The sequence below is a fragment of the Sinorhizobium sp. BJ1 genome (assembly GCF_002531555.1).
GTDB lineage: Bacteria > Pseudomonadota > Alphaproteobacteria > Rhizobiales > Rhizobiaceae > Sinorhizobium > Sinorhizobium fredii_B.
The window spans coordinates 161,500-177,680 of sequence record NZ_NWTH01000001.1; the positions used below are offsets into that span (position 1 = coordinate 161,500).

Consider the following 16,181-nt stretch of genomic DNA (forward strand, 5'->3'; position numbering starts at 1 on the left):
CATGCCGCGGCAGATGTCGTTGATTGCTTAGGACCATTCGCCCTGGCGCATGACCGCCACGCGGCTGCCGTCGGCGCGCACGCCATCGATGTCGACCTCACCGGAGCCGATCATCCAGTCGATATGGATGAGGCTCGAATTGCCGCCCTGGGCGCGGATCTGCTCCTCGCTGAGGCCGGCGCCGTCGAGGAAGCACTTCGAATAGCACTGGCCGAGAGCGATGTGGCACGAGGCGTTTTCGTCGAAGAGCGTGTTGTAGAAGAGGATGCCGGAGGCCGAGATCGGCGAGGAATGCGGCACCAGCGCCACTTCGCCGAGCCGGCGCGCGCCCTCGTCGGTGTCGAGCACTTTCTTCAGCACTTCCTCGCCGCGCGAGGCCTTGGCCTCGACGATGCGGCCGCCTTCGAAGCGTACCTGGATATTGTCGATCAACGTACCCTGGTGCGACAGCGGCTTGGTGCTCGATACATGCCCCTCGACGCGCAGCGCATGCGGCGTCGTGAAGACCTCCTCGGTCGGAATGTTCGGATTGCAGGTGATGCCGTTCTTGGCGGTCGAGGCGCCGCCGTGCCATTCGTGGCCGTCCGCGAGCCCGACCCTCAGTTCGGTGCCCGGCCCGGTGAAATGCAGCGCCGCGAAGCGCTCTTCGTTCAGCCAGGCCGACCGCCGGCGGAGATTGGCGTTGTGCTCGTTCCAGGCGGCGATCGGGTCGTCGACGTCGACGCGGGAAGCGGCGAAGATCGCGTTTGCCAGCTTCTCGACGGCGATCGCTTCCGGATCGTCCGGAAAGACTTGGCTCGCCCAGGATGGGTTCGGATAGGAGACGATGTTCCAGTTGATGTCGAAATTGGAGATCTTTTCGAGCGCCGGCTTGTAAGCGATCGAATTGGCCCTGTTGGCGCGTGCCATCTTCTGCGGATCCTGCGACGAAAGCAGCATCGGGTTGTCGCCGGCGATCGCCAGCCGCGCCGCGCCGCCGGCAAACGCCTTGGCCATGCCCTCGTAGAGCCAGTCACTGGCGCGGTCGAAACTCTCGTCCGGCGCATAAGCGTAGCGGGCGAGCGTCGCCTCCTCGTCGGCATAGAAGGTCGTCACCAGTCCGGCGCCGGCTTTGTAGGCATGCTGGGTGATCAGACGCACGAGCGGCAGCGCGGCGACCGGCGCGGTCATCACCAGGTCCTGGCCGCGCTGCAGCTGCAAGCCGACCTTGACGGCGACCTCGGCGAGTTTATCGAGCTTGGCGGCATCGACGGGATTTCTGGCCGACTGGAGGGGGGCGTTCATGGCAGCTCCTGTTCTGCTTCCTGCGGGTGTCATGCGGTTTTAAACCGCTTCCCGCAAAAACAGAAGGCTCTGCGATCCCCCAAATCAGGCGGCGATCTTTCCCGTCTTGAGTAAGGCTGCGTCGTGCTTCCTGAGGAACGCCATCAGCCGCTCGGCGTAGTCGTCGGTGACCGCCGCCTTGACGCTCGGCCGTGCTGCCAGAGCCTTGCGCCAGGCGCTGACGCGCGGCAGGCCGTCGAAGATGCCGTGCTCCGCGATCGAGTCGAATACGTCGAAATAGCGGAAGATCGGCGCGAAGACGGCGTCGACAAGGCTGAAATCGGCTCCGGCAAAATAGGGACCGTCGCCGAGTTCCGCCTCGACGGTCGAAAACTTCGTCTTCAGCGTGTTCCGCTTGGCTTCGAGCGTCTCGCCGTCCTGCGTCGTCTCGTAGACCCAGAGGTCGGCAAGAGCGGAGGAGCCGAATTCTATCCAGCCGCGGTGGCGGGCCCTGGTCAGAGGATCGGCCGGGTGGAGTTTCGCGCCGCCTTGCGTCTCTTCGAGATATTCGCAGATCACCGTGCTTTCGAAGAGGATCGCCTCGCCTTCTTCCTGCGGAATGCGCAGCAGCGGCACCTTGCCGAGTGGCGAAATCTTCAGGAACCAGTCCGGCTTGTTCGCAAGGTCGATAAACACACGCTCGAAGTGAATGCCTTTTTCGTGAAGCGCAGTGGCGGCCCGTTGGACGTAGGGGCAGAGGTGATGGCTGATCAGGGTGAGAGGCGCGGTCATCGGGGGTCTCCGCTGTTTGAGAAAGTAGATGTAATTGCATATATAATGCCTTGCTAAATCCGTCAATATAGATGTAATTGCATCTATGAAGGAAAAGAACGTATCAGAGCGAACCGTGCCGACTTCGGCGACCACCGAGGCGTGGATCGGTCTCATGCGGGCGCAGCGGCGTGTGCTTGCGGCCATCGAACAGGACATCAAGACGGCAGGGCTGCCGCCGCTCGGCTGGTACGACGTACTCTGGGAATTGGTGCGGACCGAAGCCGGCAGGCTGCGTCCGTTCGAGGTCGAGGCCCGGACGCTGCTCGCCCAATACAATCTCTCCCGACTGATCGATCGGCTGGAAAGGGAAGGCTTGGTGCGCCGCGAGGCCTATGGCGAGGACGCCCGCGGCTGCTGGGTCGTCGTCACCGAGGCTGGGAGGGCGATGCGGGCCCGCATGTGGGAAACCTATTCGCGGTCGATCGAGAGGCATGTCGGCGCAAAGCTCAGCGAGCCGGAGGCAAAGGCGCTCACCGCGCTGCTTTCTCGGCTGTCCTGATGCGGTCAGGCGATCAGTGAAGCGGCAATCGCCTTGAGCACGGCCTGCGTATCCTTCGGGTCAAGCCGCACCTGCAGCCCGCGCTGTCCGCCATTGATGAAGACCAGCGCTTCGCCGAATGCGCTTTCATCGATCGCCGTCGGCACGAGCTTTTTTTGGCCGAAGGGGCTGATACCGCCGACGTGATAGCCGGTCAGCCGCTCGGCGTCGGCCGGTTTCATCATGCTCGCCGACTTGCCGCCGAAGGCGGCGGCGAGCTTCTTCATGCTGACTTCCCGGTCGGAGGGCACGACGCAGCAGACCGGCTTGCCGTCCACCTCCGCCATCAGCGTCTTCAGCACGCGGGATGGTTTCTCGCCAAGCGCCTCCGCGGCCTGCAATCCGACCCGTTCGGCACCCGGATCGTAATCATAGCTGTGCAGCGTGAAGGAGATGCCGGCCTTTGTCAGCGTCTGCGTGGCGCGGGTCGTCTTGGACATGGGAGCTAGGCGCCGAACTCGGCTTCGTAGAGCCCGGGCTTGAAGCCGACGAGCAGCTTGCCCTCGGTCTCCAAGACTGGCCGCTTGATCATCGACGGCTGCTTGAGCATCAATGCGATCGCCTTTTCGGCGGTCAGATTCTGCTTCTCGCCGTCGGCCAGGTTGCGGAAGGTCATGCCCTGGCGGTTGAGGACCGTCTCCCAGCCGAGCACGGCGCACCAGCGCTCGAGGCTTGCGCGGTCGATGCCCTCGGATTTGTAGTCGTGGAACCGGTAGGTCGTGCCGCGGCCGTCGAGCCAGCCGCGCGCCTTCTTCATCGTGTCGCAGTTCTTGATGCCGTAGATCGTGACCGTCATTGCCGAATCTCTTCCGTCAAAATCGGCATCACACATAGCCGTGCACCGTCCCGGAGAAAAGCCCGGAACGTGGCAAACTCAGGTCACGCCGACATAGCGGCCGGGCTTGTGGTTGATCGCAAGCGTCATGTTGACGACGATGGCGCCGACGACCGACAGGAGCAGATTGGCCGGCGGCAGCACGAAGACGGCGGCCGCGAGGATTGCGAGATCGACGCCGAGCTGGAAATAGCCGGCGCGGATTGCCCATCTCTCCTGCAGGTAGATCGCCAGGATATTGATTCCGCCGAGCCCGGTGCGGTGACGGAAGAGAATGAGCAGGCCCATCCCCATCAATGCGCCGCCGATGATAGCGGCATAGAGCGGATCGAGTCGCGCAAAATCCACCCATTCTGCGGTCAGGCGGGAGAAGAGTGAGACGAGGCTGACCGCAACGAAGGTGCGCAGCGCGAAGAGCCAGCCGAGGCGCTTCACTGCCAGAATGTAAAAGGGCAGGTTGACGAGCGAGAAGGCGAGCCAGAAGGCGGCACCGGTCGCATATTGCAGCAGTAAAGCGAGGCCGGCGGTGCTGCCGGTGATGAGCATGGCCTTGCCATAGATGACGACGCCGAGCGCCATGATCAGCGTGCCCGTCACGATCGCGAGCACGTCCTCGTAGATCCGGTGCCGCTCGGCGGGGGCCGTGGCACCGGCATTGGTCTTTTCGTCGACCTTCATATTGGAGAATCCGATCAGAGGCTGGTGAATTTCTGGACGACGTCGGCGACCTCCGCCGTCTTCAGCCCGGCAATATTGATGCGGCCCGAGCCCGGCATGTAGAGGCCGTGTTCGGTCCTGAGCCGCATGACCTCGGCCTCAGTCAGCGGCAGCATCGAGAACATGCCCTCCTGGTCGGCGACTGCCCCGAGGCTCTGCCAGCGGGACCTCAGCCCTTCGGCGAGCGCCCGGCGGATGCCGGTCATGCGCAGCCGCATGCCTTCCAGTTCGTCGGCCCAGTCGCGGGCAAGCTCGGGATCGGAAAGGATCGTACGCACTACGGCCGCGCCGTGGTCCGGCGGCATGGAATAGCTGGTGCGGGCAAGGCCGGCGAGGTTCGAGCGCACCGTGTCGGCAGACGACGGCGATGTCGTCACGGCAAAGATCGCGCCGGTGCGCTCGCGATAGAGGCCGAAGGATTTCGAGCAGGAAACCGCCGCGAGCGCTTCTGGAACGACGCCGATCAGGTGCCGGAGGCCAGCGACGTCCTGGTCGAGGCCGCGGCCAAAACCCTGATAGGCGAGATCGACGAGCGGCAGCAGGCCGCGCTCGGCGACGAGGGCCGCGATTTCCATCCATTGGGGTCCGGTCAACACGCCGCCGGTCGGGTTATGGCAGCTCGCATGCAGGAGCACCGCATCGCCGGCCGCAGCACCTTCGAGAGCGCTGACGACATTGTCGAAGATGACCGATTGCGACGGTATGTCGAAGAAGTCGTAGGTGGCGATCTCGAGCCCCGCCGCCTTGAAGATCGGCGCGTGGTTGGGCCAGCTCGGCAGGCCGAGCCAGATCCTCCGGCCGCCCATGCGGTGAATGAGGTCGGCCGCCAGGCGAAGCGCGCCGGAGCCGCCGGGGGTCTGCACGCCGGCCACATGGCTGCGCTCGACCGTGTCGCCGCCGACGAGACGCCAAAGGTGATCGAGGAACACCAGGTCTCCCTCGGGGCCGACATAGGCCTTGGTGTCCTGGGTTTCGAGAAGCCGCTTTTCCGCCGCCTTGACGGCGCGGAAGATCGGCGTGCGCCCGGTTTCGTCCCGATAGACACCGACGCCGAGATCCACCTTGCCGGGGCGTTCGTCCTTGCGGAACAGGCCGATCAGGGCCAGCAACGGATCGTCGGGTTGGCGGGCGAGGGCGTCGAACATGCTGGAATTCCCTTTGGGTTTGAGAAATCGATCGATAGTCGTCTTGAGGCGGCCGAAAGGCAAGCTGCACCAGTGGCTTGCCGGTTTCCTCTGTAGAACAAGCCTGCCGCAAAATCGACGATATAATTGCCCGATTTTGTTGCTGCCTATGCGCATTTTTGCGGTAGAATGGCAGAAACTGCATCAATTTTGCTGAAGCCTGGGGAGTCGCTTGGAAATCGAACGAACGGAACTGGATGCGACCGACCGGCGGATCATCAGGCTGCTGATCGAAGATGCGTCGCGCAGCAACAACGAGCTTGCTGCCAAAGTGGGGCTGTCGCCGGCGCCGCTGTCGCGGCGGCTGGCACGACTCTACGCGGCCGGCGTCATCCGCCAGACGGTCGTCGTCGACCCGAAGGTGCTGGGAATCGGCTTCCAGGCCTTTGTGGAGGTGACGCTGGAACGCACCGCCAGCAAGGTCGGGCAACGGTTCATCGAGCTGGTGTCGCGCATGCCGGAGGTGGTCGAATGCCACACGGTCGCCGGCGATTTCGACTTCCTGCTGAAGATCGCGGTGCGCGATGTCGCGGATTACAAGCGCCTGCTCTGGAGCGAGTTCGAGCAGATCGCCGAAATCAAGACATTGCGCTCGACCATTCTGCTCGACAGCTCGAAAATACAGGCCGCGCCATAGTCGCGGAAAGCCCGTCGCGTGCCGCCATTGATACCCTACGCCTCCAGCGTGCCCGGCTTGCGGCTCGCGCGCGACGGCTCGGCGCAGGCGATCTTCATGAGATCGGCGCGCCGGCGCCCGAAGCGGGTCGAGACGCGGGTGACGATCAGACCGTCCTGCGGCGCCCGGACCTCCATCGCGCCATCCGTCATGCCGGGCTTCACGAGGATCGTCGCCAGCAGGTCGCCTGCCTTGATGCGCTCGCCGACGTCGCGGTGGAACAGGATCGCGCCTGCTTCCGGCGTGCGGATCATCTCGATATTGTCGAGCGGCGCGACGATGCCGCCGAAGGCCGGAAAGAATTGGCTTTCCGCCACGACGACGCCGCGCCCGGCGAGGAAACGGTAGAGTCCCTCGGCATCCTTGCGCGCCAGTTCCGGAGAGACGTCGCGGGTGCCGCGAAGCTCGACCGTGACCGAGAGCCGCCCCGGCAGGGAAGTATTCCTCTCCCCGGCGCTCGCGTGCTTCCAGGCATGGGCAACGGCCTCTTCGAAGGCGGAGCTTTCGCCGTCGGAGAGGAACACCGCTTGCATGTCGAGTGCGGCGGCGAGATCCGAAGCCTCCGGCCAGAAGGCCTCGTCGGTATAGGCATACTGCAGCCCCTCGTCGTCGCAATGGAGATCGAGCACCAGTTCGGCGCCGAGGGCCATGGAGAGGAGATGTCGCTTCAGTCGGTCGACCGCCGAATGCCGGTCGAGATCATCGATGAGACCGCCACGCTCGCCAAGCACAATCAAGGGAAAATCGCGGTTGAAATTGGTGCGGGTGCCGAGATCGAACCGACCCTGCAACTCGCCGAATTGCGACTGCGCCGCGCCGATCGGGTTCGCCTGTGGAACGACGGTAATGTCGCCGAGGATGCCGCCTTCGCTCTCGGCCTGCCGCAGCTTCTCCATAAGGAAATGCAGCAGCGCCGTGCCCGGCAGTTCGTTGGCGTGCAGCGCCGCCTGAAGATAAGTCGCCGGCGCCTCCGGCTTCGTTCCCTTGAACCGGAACACCGGCAACCGCCATTCCAGACCCGGCGTGTCGCCGGCGATGATGATGTCGGAAATTTCCACGTCTATCGTCCTGGTGGATGCGGTGGGTTTTTCTTGCGGACGGATAGTACGGCGACAGCCAAACGGCAAGCAAGCGCCACGCCTGGGTCACGCCCCTTGGGCGCTCGACAGGTAAGCGCGGAGCGAAGCATTCCGGCGCCCCGCTCATAATCTGTCGCCGTCGCGGCGAACACCTTCGCAATGACGATTGCTAAGAAGCCGCCGCCCTCACTCCCACTCGATCGTGCCCGGCGGCTTCGAGGTGACGTCGTAGACGACGCGGTTGATGCCGCGCACCTCGTTGATGATGCGGGTTGCCGCGCGGCCCAGGAATTCCATGTCGTAGTGGTAGAAGTCGGCGGTCATGCCGTCGACCGAGGTGACGGCGCGCAGTGCGCAGACGAACTCGTAGGTGCGCCCGTCGCCCATGACGCCGACCGTCTGCACCGGCAGAAGCACGGCGAAGGCCTGCCAGATGGCGTCGTAGAGGCCCGCCTTGCGGATCTCGTCGAGATAGATCGCATCCGCCTCGCGCAGGATCTCGAGCTTCTCGCGGCTGATGCCGCCAGGGCAGCGGATCGCCAGGCCGGGGCCGGGGAAGGGGTGGCGGCCGATGAAGCTGTCGGGCAGGCCGAGCTCGCGGCCGAGCACGCGCACCTCGTCCTTGAAGAGTTCGCGCAGCGGCTCGACGAGCTGCATGTTCATGCGCTCCGGCAGGCCGCCGACATTGTGGTGCGACTTGATCGTCACCGACGGGCCGCCGGTGAACGAAACGCTTTCGATCACGTCCGGATAGAGCGTGCCCTGCGCGAGGAAATCGGCGCCGCCGAGCTTCTTCGCCTCTTCCTCAAAGACCTCGATGAAGAGGCGGCCGATGATCTTGCGCTTGGTCTCCGGGTCGCTGACGCCCTCGAGCTCGCCGATGAAGCGGTCGGACGCATCGATGTGGAGGAGGTGGAGGTTGTAGTGCTCTTGGAACATGGCGACGACGCTTGCCGCCTCGTCTTTGCGCATCAGGCCATGATCGACGAGGATGCAGGTGAGCTGATCGCCGACAGCCTCATGGATGAGGAGCGCGGCAACGGAAGAATCGACGCCGCCCGAAAGCGCGCAGATCACCTTCTTGTCGCCGACCTGCTCGCGGATCGCTTCGACCGCCCTGGCACGGTAGGCCGACATCGTCCAATCGCCGCTGATGCCGGCGATATTGTGAACGAAGTTGGAGATGAGCTTGGCGCCGTCCGGCGTATGCACCACTTCCGGATGGAACTGCACGGCGTAATACTTGCGCTTCTCGTCGGCGATGAAGGCAAAGGGGGCGTTGGAAGAGGTCGCGACCACCTCGAAGCCCTCCGGCAGCGCGGTCACCCGATCGCCGTGCGACATCCAGACCTGATGGCGGGAGCCGAGCGACCAGACCCCGTCGAAGAGGGCGCAGTCCTTCTCGACCTCCAGGAAGGCGCGGCCGAATTCGCGGTGATGGCCGCTTTCGACCGTGCCGCCGAGCTGCGCGCACATGGTCTGCTGGCCGTAGCAGATGCCGAAGACCGGCAGGCCGCTTTCGAAGATCACCGACGGTGCGCGCGGCGAGCCGATGTCGAGGGTCGAGGCCGGGCTGCCGGACAGGATCACCGCCTTTGGGTTCAGGCGCTTGAACCCCTCGTCGGCCGACTGGAACGGCACGATTTCGCAGTAGACGCCGGCCTCGCGCACGCGCCGGGCGATGAGCTGCGTTACCTGGCTGCCGAAATCGACGATGAGGACGGTGTCGGGATGGGCTGTCTGGGTCATGACGGGCCTTCAAACAAGCTTGATCATGGCGAGCCTTTAATCAAAGCCCGCCGCCGGTGCAACGATAACATTGCACCCCGACAATTTAGGATCTGCTGCCGGACCGTCAGACCCGGATTTCGTCGCTCAAGAGCGCTTCCTCGAGCCGATCCACCGCGTCTGCCAGCTTTTCGTCGATGACGTGCAGATATTCCGTCCAGTCGTCGACATGCTTCAGGTCCGCCTTGCCGTCCGAAATGCCGCGAAGCCCGACGAGCGGCACGCCGAAGACCTGGCAAGCGCGCAGGATGGCATAGGTCTCCATCTCGACCATGTCGGCGTCGATCCTGTCATAAGCCTGACCGGAGACGATATTGGCGCCGGTCGAAAGCCGCGCCTCCTTCACGCCCGGAATGCGCAGCGGCAGGTCGACGATGGCGGGCAGGTCGAGGAAGGGTGTTGCGCCCTTCTCGAAGCCGAGCGGCGAGGCATCCATGTCGCGATAGCCGATCGAGATCGCCTGGTAGATTTCCGTCTGTTCGAGGCTGGCTGAGCCCGCCGAGCCGAGCGAGACGACGAGATCCGGCAGCCCACCTGAGGCCTTGAGCTCGCAAAGCGCCTTGGTCAGGCCGACGGCCGCCTCGACCGGGCCGACGCCGGTCATCAGCGGCGCGATCCGCTTACGCAGGCAGGGGCCGTATTCCGGATCGACGGCCATCACGTAGAGGACCTTCCTGCCGGCGACCGGCTTCAACTCGTAACTCATCCCTCGATCCCTTCGCGGCCGCGCACCACCATCATCGTTCCGGTCATCGAGGCGATCAGCTTCGCCGGCCCGTCGGACCTCACCGCATAGGCTTTGCCGTCCGAAACGATGATCGTCGTGCCGGGCTTCGTCACCTCGCCGCGGAAAAGGAACCGCTCGCCGCGACCAGGCGACAGAAGGTTCACCTTGAACTCGATCGTCAGCAGCGATGCGTCGGGGTCGATGAGCGAATAGGCGGCATAAGTCCCGGCGGCATCGAGCGCCGCCGAAATCACGCCGGCATGCAGGAGGCCATGCTGCTGCGTCAGCTTGGGATCGAACGGCAGTTCGATCTCCACCGTGCCTTGCTCGACACGGGTGAGTTCTGCGCCGATCGTGCGCATGGCGGCCTGGCGGCCGAAGCTCTCCCGGATGCGGGCACGAAAATCGTGCGGCTCGCTGTCGTCTCTCAATGTAAAAGCCCCTTGCCAAAACAGACCTGAATGCCCCGCCGCCGACAGTTGCATGCGTCGCGAGAGAGGACAAGCGCAATCATCGGCGCGCCACAAGCCGCGAATCCAGTCAGCCGGACTTTCGGCAGACGGGCCGCATCCATATATCATTCTCGATGAGAAACTTCAGACGCATCGAGATCCGCCAGGCCGTACCGGATGACCTGATGATGATCGCCTCGGTCCTGGTCACGACCTGGCGCGCCACCTTTCGCGGCATCATTTCCGATGCCTATCTCGATGCGATGAAGGTCGAAGACCAGGCGATCGGGCATGCGCGGCGGATGCGCATTCCAGGCGCCTTCCTTCTGGTCGCCGTCGACCTGTCGGAAGAGCGGGTGATCGGCTTCGCCAATTACGGCCGGGCGAGGGCGATGCCGCCGGCCTTCGATCGGGAACTTTACGAGCTGTATCTTCTGCCGGAGTTTCACGGCGCCGGCGTCGGTTCGGCACTGGTGCGCACGGTCGCTCACCATTGCCGGGAAATGCAGGCCTCGTCGCTTTTCGCCTGGGTGCTGGCGGGCAATCCAAACCGGGCGTTCTATGAGCGGCTCGGGGCGCGGGCGGTGGGACAGGGGCGCGTCAGTGTCGGCCGCGAGAGCCTGGAGCAGATCGCCTATCGCTGGGATGATCTCGCAACGCTTTCCGGCCGGGGAAATATCACCTAATCCTTGTCGAGCCGGACGATGTGCTGGTCCCAGGCGACCGGGCTTCGGCGTTCCATAAACAGCCCGTCATAGGAAGAGACGGCGAGACCGGGCTTCGCGGCGGCAACGCCCGCCGCTTCCGCTACCCGTTCCTCCTTGACGACCGCGCCCGTCTTCGCATCGAGCGTGACGGCGACATTGCCTTTCGGAGAAGTCAGGCCGACGAGCCCCTCGCGGCGGTTGACGGCGATGGCGCCGACGTAGTTGGCGAGTGCGGCCGTTATGCGGTCGGGCAGAGGCACAAATGTCAGCGTCTCCCCCTTGGCGAAATGCCCGACAAGCGGCGGCCGGTCGTGGCGCGCGCCCTCGTACTGGCAGGCGAACCAGATCCTCCCATCGGCGCCGATGTCGACGTGCCGGGTGGAAAGCTGCTTGAGGTCCGGCTGCAGGCTATGTTTCTCGATGAGCGCTCCGGTCGCCGCGTCGACGAGGGCGAGGCTCGGTTCCATGTGATCGAGATTGAGTTTGGTGCGGCCGAAATCCGGATGGGTCTCGATGCCGCCATTGGCGATCGCCAGCGTCCGGCCGTCGGCGCTAAGCGTCATGTCGTGCGGGCCGATGCCATAGGTCGGGAATTCGCCGATGTGGGCAAAGCCGCGTGTCCCGTCATAGATGCCGATAATGCCGCGATTGGCGGAAAAGTCGTTCTCCGTGGCGTAGAGCAGCCTGCCGTCGGCCGAGAAGCAGCCGTGCCCGAAGAAGTGGCGACCTTCGGCGGCGGTGATCACGACCGGCTCGGCAGTAGCGTCGGTCGAAAGGACCATCGCATAGGTCCCCGGCCGGCGCGCAAAGGCAACAGTGCGGCGGGTCAACGGCGAGTAGGCCATGCCGTGCGCCCGCGCCGGCAGCAGCGTGCGCTCGACGATCTCGCCTTCTTCCGTCAGCGTCGCGACGCCATGGCTGCCGTCCGGCGCCATGAAGGCCGAGGCGAAGACGGCGTCGGTCCGTTCGAGTGCGAAGGCGCGGCCGGGGGCGAGCGTCGCCATCCAGGCGGCACCCGCCATCTTGACGAAGCTGCGTCGATCGATGAGGTTCCTGGCGCTCATGCGATTTTCCGCGATGGGCATGGGCGCAGACCGTCCTTTGGGCAAGACCCCTCCCCACAAGGGGGAGGGACTTGCAATGCCGCGACGCGTCCGTTCAGCCTCACCGGTTCCGCAGGCGCGGATGTCGGAGATGGCGTCGAGCGTGCCGCGGAGGGCAAGCCCATCCCCCTTGTGGGGAGGGATTGGGGAGGGGTGATTTCTCACGGCTCTATATCCTACAGCCAGCCCCGGCGTTTGAAATAGAGATACGGCAGCAGCGCGGAAATCGCCATCGCAACCAGCGCATAGGGATAGCCGAGCCGCCAGTGGAGCTCCGGTATGACATCGAAGTTCATGCCGTAGATCGAAGCGACGAGCGTCGGGGGCAGGAACACGACGGCTGCGACCGAGAAGATCTTGATGATCTGGTTCTGCTCGAGATTGATCAGGCCGAGCGTCGCGTCGAGCAGGAAGTTGATCTTGTTCGACAGGAACAGCGCGTGGTCGCCGAGCGAGGCGGCGTCGCGCTGAATCAGCTTGATCCGCTGCCGGCTCTCCTTGGCGGCCTTGCGCGCCGTGCTCCTTTCAAGGGCGACGTGGTAGGCGACGAGCCTGCCGATGCTGACCAGGCTTTCCCGGATAGTCGTCAGAAGGTCGCCCTTCTGGCCGATCTGCTCGATCAGCGACTGCAGGTCGCGGGTCTTCTTGGTGGCGCTCGCATGCGACTTGCGGAACACCTCGCGCGAGATCCCGTCGACCTCGTTGCCGGAACGCTCCAGGGCGTCAGCAATCCGGTCGATCATCGCCTCGAGCAGACCCAGCATGACCAGCTCGCCCGTTTCGCAGACGGCGCCGTTCGGCTTCTGGATGCGGGTTGCGTAGATCTGAAACGGTTTCGGGTCGGCGTGGCGCACCGTGACCAGCGTCGCGCCCTTCAGGACGAAGGTCACCGGCACCTTCACCGGATAGTCACTGTCGAGCTTCGCGGTCGCGGTCATGGTCATGAACTCCGCGCCGTCCTCCTGGTAGAGGCGGTCTGAAAGCTCGATCTCCTGCATCTCGTCGCGGGTCGGGATGGCGATGCCGAGATGGTCCTCGACAAACCGCGTCTCATCGGCGGAGGGGTTGAAAAGGTCGAACCAGGTCACCGGCTCCTGGATGGCGAGACCGGCGGCACGATCGACGAGCACGAGATGGCCGTCCTGGCTTTTGTAGATACGCAGCATTTTGGGCTCCATAGGCGAGGTCATCCGACCGCTTGGAGCCCTGATCGATCAGGTCCGCATGGCCGCAATGAAGGCTCGACTTCGACTGTCGGGGTTCATCTTGGGTTGATCCTTCGTGGGTGAAGCATGCCCGCGGAGCGGACATGAATGCGCTTTGCTCCGAAATCCGCCGCTTGTCAACGATAGGCCGCTGCAGGCTTTTCACGTTCGCGTGTCAATCGCCGTCCGCGAAGGAAAACCCGGCCCCGAGCCCGATCGCGCCGCCGAAGTCGCGGTTCAGCCGGTCGAGGAGGTCGGCGGTGTTGAGGGCGATGAAGTCGAGCCTGGAGCGCTGTTTCTCATCGGCAAGCACCGCATCGATCGGGCCCTCGACGCGCTCGGTCATGCTGATCAAGGCCTTGAGAAGGAAATTCACCGAACCGGCGATCGAGCGGCTGTCGCCCGGAAGCAGGCTCTCCATGCCCGCGCTGTTGAAGAGCGTCTGCAGCCCGCGGAGGTTCGCGGCAATCGCCGCCATCGTATTGCCCGATCGCCAGTAGATGGCGAGCTTCGGGCGACCCTTGTCAAGCTTGCCGTTGACCGCCCCGCTGTAGAAGGGGCGCAGCCGCTGGTCTTTGATCATCTCGACGCTGTGCACGAGAACCCCGAGCAGTTCTGTCGCCGCTTCCTTGTTGTCGCGGAAGAGCGGATTGTCAAGGCCCGGCGTCTTCCAGGCAGACTGGATGCCGTCGGGCTTCTCCCAGGCGGCAAGAAGCTCGCCGGCAATCGCCGTCAGGTTCTGCGCGATCGCCATTCCGTAGCGGCAGCGAAAGCGGCTATCGTCCCCGCTGAGCGTCTCTGCTCCGGTGCCGTAAAGAACATATTCAAGCGCGCCGAGGCCCTGCACGGCGACGCTCTTCGTCTTCAGGCTCTCCGCCTGCGTCGCGCTCTCGTCGCGCTTTGTGAGGATGGCTTGCACCTGCTTCAGGCCGGTGCCCCTGCGGTCGGGATAGAAGAGGAAGCGCTCGAAGCGGTTCTGTTCGAGGGCCGGTCCAAGGCGGACGATCTCGATCGTCGACCAGTTGCGCACGACCTCCGAGAAGGACGATCGCGTCTCTTCGAGGGCCGCGGCGGACGGTTTATCGCAGAGGACGGCGCTATGTTCGGCAAGGTCGGCCGTTGCCTGCGACAGGTCGCGATAGCCGGGAACGATGAAATCATCCACCGCCTTCGCCATCACGCCCGGCAGGGCAGCCTCGTCGAGGACGCGCGGCGAGAGGGTAGCGCCCTCCTGCGCCGCCGCAGGCGCGACGACTGCAAGAAGCAGCAAGCCGAGGGTCAGGGTAAGGCGCATCAGAGCGACTCCAGAAAGGAAAGCAGGGCGTTTCGATCGTCCCTCGACATCGCGGCGAAGGCATTGCGGGCTTTTTCCGCTTCGCCGCCGTGCCAGAGGATGGCCTCGGTGAAATTGCGGGCACGTCCATCGTGAAGCAGGAACGTGTGACCGCTGACGGTCTTCGTTAAGCCCAACCCCCAGAGCGGCGGCGTGCGCCATTCGCGTCCGCTGGCGACACCGACGTCTTGGCCGTCGGCCAGTCCCTCCCCCATGTCGTGCAGCAGGAAGTCGGAGTAGGGCCAGATCAACTGGAACGCCAGCTCCTTGTGCGGCGCATCGCGCCGGGTCACGTATTTCGGCACGTGGCAGGCCGGACAGCCCGCTTCGTAGAACAGCTGCTTGCCGTTCAACGTTTCCGGAAAGCTTGCCTTGCGGCGCGCCGGAACGGCGAGATTGGCGGAATAAAAGGTGACGAGGCCGAGCACCGGGTCGGGCGCCTCGACCGGCCCGAGCCGCGCCTGCACCCCGGTCGGGAGCCTGCGACAAGCGCCCTGTGCCTCGGTGCAATCGCCATGACCGTTGTCGAAGGCAGGGGTGGAAATGCCGATATCGGCGGCGAAGGCGTCTGCGGCCTGTTGGCGAATCGTCGGGTTCTGGGCCTTCCAGCCGAAGCGGCCGAGGGCGAGCGCGCCACGATCTCGATCCCGCACGAGCGCTGCCCGTCCGCTGATGCCGTCTCCGTCCCGGTCGTTCGGGTCGGCCTTCGCGAGGATGTCGGACTCGTGGATCATCTCGATGAGGCCGAGTCCGATCATCGGCGGGGCGACCCGCGGCGACAGAATGGTCGTCGGGTCCATCGGGCCATAGCCAAGGTCGGTGACGCCATAGTGCGGCTTGCGAAGATAGACCGTTTCGCCTCCGTAAAGCGGCACCGACTCATCCTGATAAGTGACCTCGAGGCGGCCCTCGGCGGCAAGTCCGGGCACGGCGCTATCCTGCAGCTGCGCGCCATAGACGGGATCCGGCAAATTCGCCACCTGGTGGGCGGCGATCATGCGGCGTTCGGCTTCGTCGCGCGCCGGACGGGCGAGACGGAAGATCGTCGATGTCGCGTCCGCTCCCGCCGGCGGACGGCCGCGGCCGTCGCGCGGATGGCAGCTCTCGCAGGCGCGGGCGTTGTAGAGCGGACCGAGCCCATCTGAAGCCTGCGTCGAGGAGGGGGCGGAGACCCAAAGCTTTTCGAACAGTGCCTTGCCGAGCTTGAAATTCTGCTCGTCCTCAAAAGGCAGGTTGGCCGAGAATTGCGAGAAGACCCTCTCGTTGATCGGCGCGATCGTCGTCGTCGCGCCCCCGGACATCGCCTCGAACTGTTCGGCCTTGGAGAAGTCGGTCGCCGCCCCGGTGACAGTCTCGACGCGCTGTAGGTCCAGTTCGGAGAGATCGTCGCGTGCAGCCAGGCACCCCCCTCTGCCCTGCCGGGCACCTCCCCCACAAGGAGGGAGATCGGCAAGCGGCGAGGTCCCGCTCAACGAACTGGGCCGCGCGCGTATCCTTGAATTCGGCGTTTGCGAGCTGATTGTCGGGCAGGGCTTTGCTTCTATCGAATCTCCCCCCTTGTGGGGGAGATGCCCGGCAGGGCAGAGGGGGGTGCTGGCACCACCACCGAGTCCGATGTCGCCCGACATCGCCAACGCCGTGGCGGCAAGGCCGATGAGCGCGGCAATCGGCAGCGCAAGGAAGCGGGCGGTCAGGACTTTCATCGTGCGAGGGCCGGGCCGTGCTTGTCGGAGCGGCCCG

General features: G+C 64.7%; 17 protein-coding genes. 3 read left to right on the forward strand and 14 right to left on the reverse strand.

The window, feature by feature from the left end:
* Positions 1-27: 27 nt before the first annotated feature.
* Both CO676_RS00835 and CO676_RS00840 read right to left on the reverse strand, forming a co-directional pair.
* A complete protein-coding gene (locus CO676_RS00835) occupies positions 28-1,284 on the reverse strand; it encodes an aminopeptidase (RefSeq protein WP_097519340.1) in 1,257 nt (418 codons plus the stop codon).
* An 84-nt stretch (positions 1,285-1,368) separates the two neighbouring features.
* Positions 1,369-2,055: a glutathione S-transferase family protein gene (locus CO676_RS00840; protein WP_097519341.1), complete on the reverse strand. Its 687-nt coding sequence runs from the start codon at positions 2,053-2,055 to the stop codon at positions 1,369-1,371.
* Between the two features lie 85 nt (positions 2,056-2,140).
* Between CO676_RS00840 and CO676_RS00845 the strand changes: the two genes are divergently transcribed.
* A complete protein-coding gene (locus CO676_RS00845; RefSeq protein WP_179875380.1) occupies positions 2,141-2,596 on the forward strand; it encodes a MarR family transcriptional regulator in 456 nt (151 codons plus the stop codon).
* 5 nt (positions 2,597-2,601) lie between these two features.
* On the opposite strand, the gene ybaK is transcribed toward CO676_RS00845, so the two are convergent.
* From ybaK to tatA, 4 genes are all read right to left on the reverse strand, one after another.
* Positions 2,602-3,075 carry a Cys-tRNA(Pro) deacylase gene (gene ybaK / locus CO676_RS00850; protein ID WP_097519342.1) on the reverse strand — a complete coding sequence of 158 codons (474 nt, stop codon included), beginning with the start codon at positions 3,073-3,075 and terminating at the stop codon, positions 2,602-2,604.
* A gap of 5 nt (positions 3,076-3,080) precedes the next feature.
* Positions 3,081-3,431 carry an ArsC family reductase gene (locus CO676_RS00855; RefSeq protein WP_041414857.1) on the reverse strand — a complete coding sequence of 117 codons (351 nt, stop codon included), beginning with the start codon at positions 3,429-3,431 and terminating at the stop codon, positions 3,081-3,083.
* Positions 3,432-3,509: 78 nt separating this feature from the next.
* On the reverse strand, positions 3,510-4,148 hold the full coding sequence (locus CO676_RS00860) for a YitT family protein (protein ID WP_014766754.1): 639 nt from the start codon (positions 4,146-4,148) through the stop codon (positions 3,510-3,512).
* Positions 4,149-4,162: 14 nt separating this feature from the next.
* A complete protein-coding gene (gene tatA / locus CO676_RS00865) occupies positions 4,163-5,332 on the reverse strand; it encodes a tyrosine aminotransferase (protein WP_097519529.1) in 1,170 nt (389 codons plus the stop codon).
* Positions 5,333-5,543: 211 nt separating this feature from the next.
* On the opposite strand from tatA, the gene CO676_RS00870 reads away from it, so the two are divergent.
* On the forward strand, positions 5,544-6,008 hold the full coding sequence (locus CO676_RS00870; protein WP_097519343.1) for an Lrp/AsnC family transcriptional regulator: 465 nt from the start codon (positions 5,544-5,546) through the stop codon (positions 6,006-6,008).
* 35 nt (positions 6,009-6,043) lie between these two features.
* Here CO676_RS00870 and CO676_RS00875 read toward each other — a convergent pair whose 3' ends face one another.
* The 4 genes from CO676_RS00875 to CO676_RS00890 all read right to left on the reverse strand — a co-directional run bounded on the left by CO676_RS00875 (position 6,044) and on the right by CO676_RS00890 (position 10,003).
* The gene (locus CO676_RS00875) at positions 6,044-7,105 is read right to left on the reverse strand and encodes a succinylglutamate desuccinylase/aspartoacylase family protein (RefSeq protein WP_097519344.1); all 1,062 of its coding nucleotides are present in this window, start codon (positions 7,103-7,105) and stop codon (positions 6,044-6,046) included.
* 207 nt (positions 7,106-7,312) lie between these two features.
* Entirely contained in the window at positions 7,313-8,875 is a 1,563-nt protein-coding gene (gene guaA / locus CO676_RS00880; RefSeq protein ID WP_097519345.1) for a glutamine-hydrolyzing GMP synthase, read from the reverse strand.
* A 106-nt stretch (positions 8,876-8,981) separates the two neighbouring features.
* Positions 8,982-9,620 carry a 5'-methylthioadenosine/S-adenosylhomocysteine nucleosidase gene (locus CO676_RS00885; protein ID WP_097519346.1) on the reverse strand — a complete coding sequence of 213 codons (639 nt, stop codon included), beginning with the start codon at positions 9,618-9,620 and terminating at the stop codon, positions 8,982-8,984.
* Positions 9,617-10,003, reverse strand: coding sequence for a PaaI family thioesterase (locus CO676_RS00890; protein ID WP_223843474.1), 387 nt, complete (start codon positions 10,001-10,003; stop codon positions 9,617-9,619). The genes CO676_RS00885 and CO676_RS00890 overlap by 4 nt, the downstream gene beginning before the upstream one ends.
* Before the next feature lie 224 nt (positions 10,004-10,227).
* On the opposite strand from CO676_RS00890, the gene CO676_RS00895 reads away from it, so the two are divergent.
* Complete coding sequence (locus tag CO676_RS00895; RefSeq protein WP_097519348.1) at positions 10,228-10,779, forward strand: GNAT family N-acetyltransferase; 552 nt, start codon at positions 10,228-10,230, stop codon at positions 10,777-10,779.
* Here CO676_RS00895 and CO676_RS00900 read toward each other — a convergent pair.
* From CO676_RS00900 to CO676_RS00915, 4 genes are all read right to left on the reverse strand, one after another.
* Positions 10,776-11,864 carry a DUF1513 domain-containing protein gene (locus tag CO676_RS00900; RefSeq protein WP_097519349.1) on the reverse strand — a complete coding sequence of 363 codons (1,089 nt, stop codon included), beginning with the start codon at positions 11,862-11,864 and terminating at the stop codon, positions 10,776-10,778. The two genes, CO676_RS00895 and CO676_RS00900, sit on opposite strands and share 4 nt — an antisense overlap.
* A gap of 215 nt (positions 11,865-12,079) precedes the next feature.
* The gene (locus tag CO676_RS00905; RefSeq protein WP_097519350.1) at positions 12,080-13,069 is read right to left on the reverse strand and encodes a magnesium transporter CorA family protein; all 990 of its coding nucleotides are present in this window, start codon (positions 13,067-13,069) and stop codon (positions 12,080-12,082) included.
* 214 nt (positions 13,070-13,283) lie between these two features.
* Positions 13,284-14,402, reverse strand: a complete 1,119-nt coding sequence (locus tag CO676_RS00910) for an imelysin family protein (protein WP_097519351.1) — start codon at positions 14,400-14,402, stop codon at positions 13,284-13,286.
* Positions 14,402-16,144, reverse strand: a complete 1,743-nt coding sequence (locus CO676_RS00915) for a di-heme oxidoredictase family protein (protein WP_097519352.1) — start codon at positions 16,142-16,144, stop codon at positions 14,402-14,404. The genes CO676_RS00910 and CO676_RS00915 overlap by 1 nt, the downstream gene beginning before the upstream one ends.
* Between the last annotated feature and the right edge of the window lie 37 nt (positions 16,145-16,181).

What these genes read in the sequence shown, in the direction of transcription:
- CO676_RS00855 (WP_041414857.1), bottom strand. Translation starts at nt 3,431, where the DNA reads ATGACGGTCACGATCTACGGCATCAAGAACTGCGACACGATGAAGAAG.
- CO676_RS00860 (WP_014766754.1), bottom strand. Translation starts at nt 4,148, where the DNA reads ATGAAGGTCGACGAAAAGACCAATGCCGGTGCCACGGCCCCCGCCGAG.
- CO676_RS00910 (WP_097519351.1), bottom strand. Translation starts at nt 14,402, where the DNA reads ATGCGCCTTACCCTGACCCTCGGCTTGCTGCTTCTTGCAGTCGTCGCG.
- CO676_RS00890 (WP_223843474.1), bottom strand. Translation starts at nt 10,003, where the DNA reads ATGCGCACGATCGGCGCAGAACTCACCCGTGTCGAGCAAGGCACGGTG.
- CO676_RS00840 (WP_097519341.1), bottom strand. Translation starts at nt 2,055, where the DNA reads ATGACCGCGCCTCTCACCCTGATCAGCCATCACCTCTGCCCCTACGTC.
- guaA (WP_097519345.1), bottom strand. Translation starts at nt 8,875, where the DNA reads ATGACCCAGACAGCCCATCCCGACACCGTCCTCATCGTCGATTTCGGC.
- CO676_RS00905 (WP_097519350.1), bottom strand. Translation starts at nt 13,069, where the DNA reads ATGCTGCGTATCTACAAAAGCCAGGACGGCCATCTCGTGCTCGTCGAT.
- CO676_RS00835 (WP_097519340.1), bottom strand. Translation starts at nt 1,284, where the DNA reads ATGAACGCCCCCCTCCAGTCGGCCAGAAATCCCGTCGATGCCGCCAAG.
- tatA (WP_097519529.1), bottom strand. Translation starts at nt 5,332, where the DNA reads ATGTTCGACGCCCTCGCCCGCCAACCCGACGATCCGTTGCTGGCCCTG.
- ybaK (WP_097519342.1), bottom strand. Translation starts at nt 3,075, where the DNA reads ATGTCCAAGACGACCCGCGCCACGCAGACGCTGACAAAGGCCGGCATC.
- CO676_RS00900 (WP_097519349.1), bottom strand. Translation starts at nt 11,864, where the DNA reads ATGAGCGCCAGGAACCTCATCGATCGACGCAGCTTCGTCAAGATGGCG.
- CO676_RS00885 (WP_097519346.1), bottom strand. Translation starts at nt 9,620, where the DNA reads ATGAGTTACGAGTTGAAGCCGGTCGCCGGCAGGAAGGTCCTCTACGTG.
- CO676_RS00895 (WP_097519348.1), top strand. Translation starts at nt 10,228, where the DNA reads ATGAGAAACTTCAGACGCATCGAGATCCGCCAGGCCGTACCGGATGAC.
- CO676_RS00915 (WP_097519352.1), bottom strand. Translation starts at nt 16,144, where the DNA reads ATGAAAGTCCTGACCGCCCGCTTCCTTGCGCTGCCGATTGCCGCGCTC.
- CO676_RS00845 (WP_179875380.1), top strand. Translation starts at nt 2,141, where the DNA reads ATGAAGGAAAAGAACGTATCAGAGCGAACCGTGCCGACTTCGGCGACC.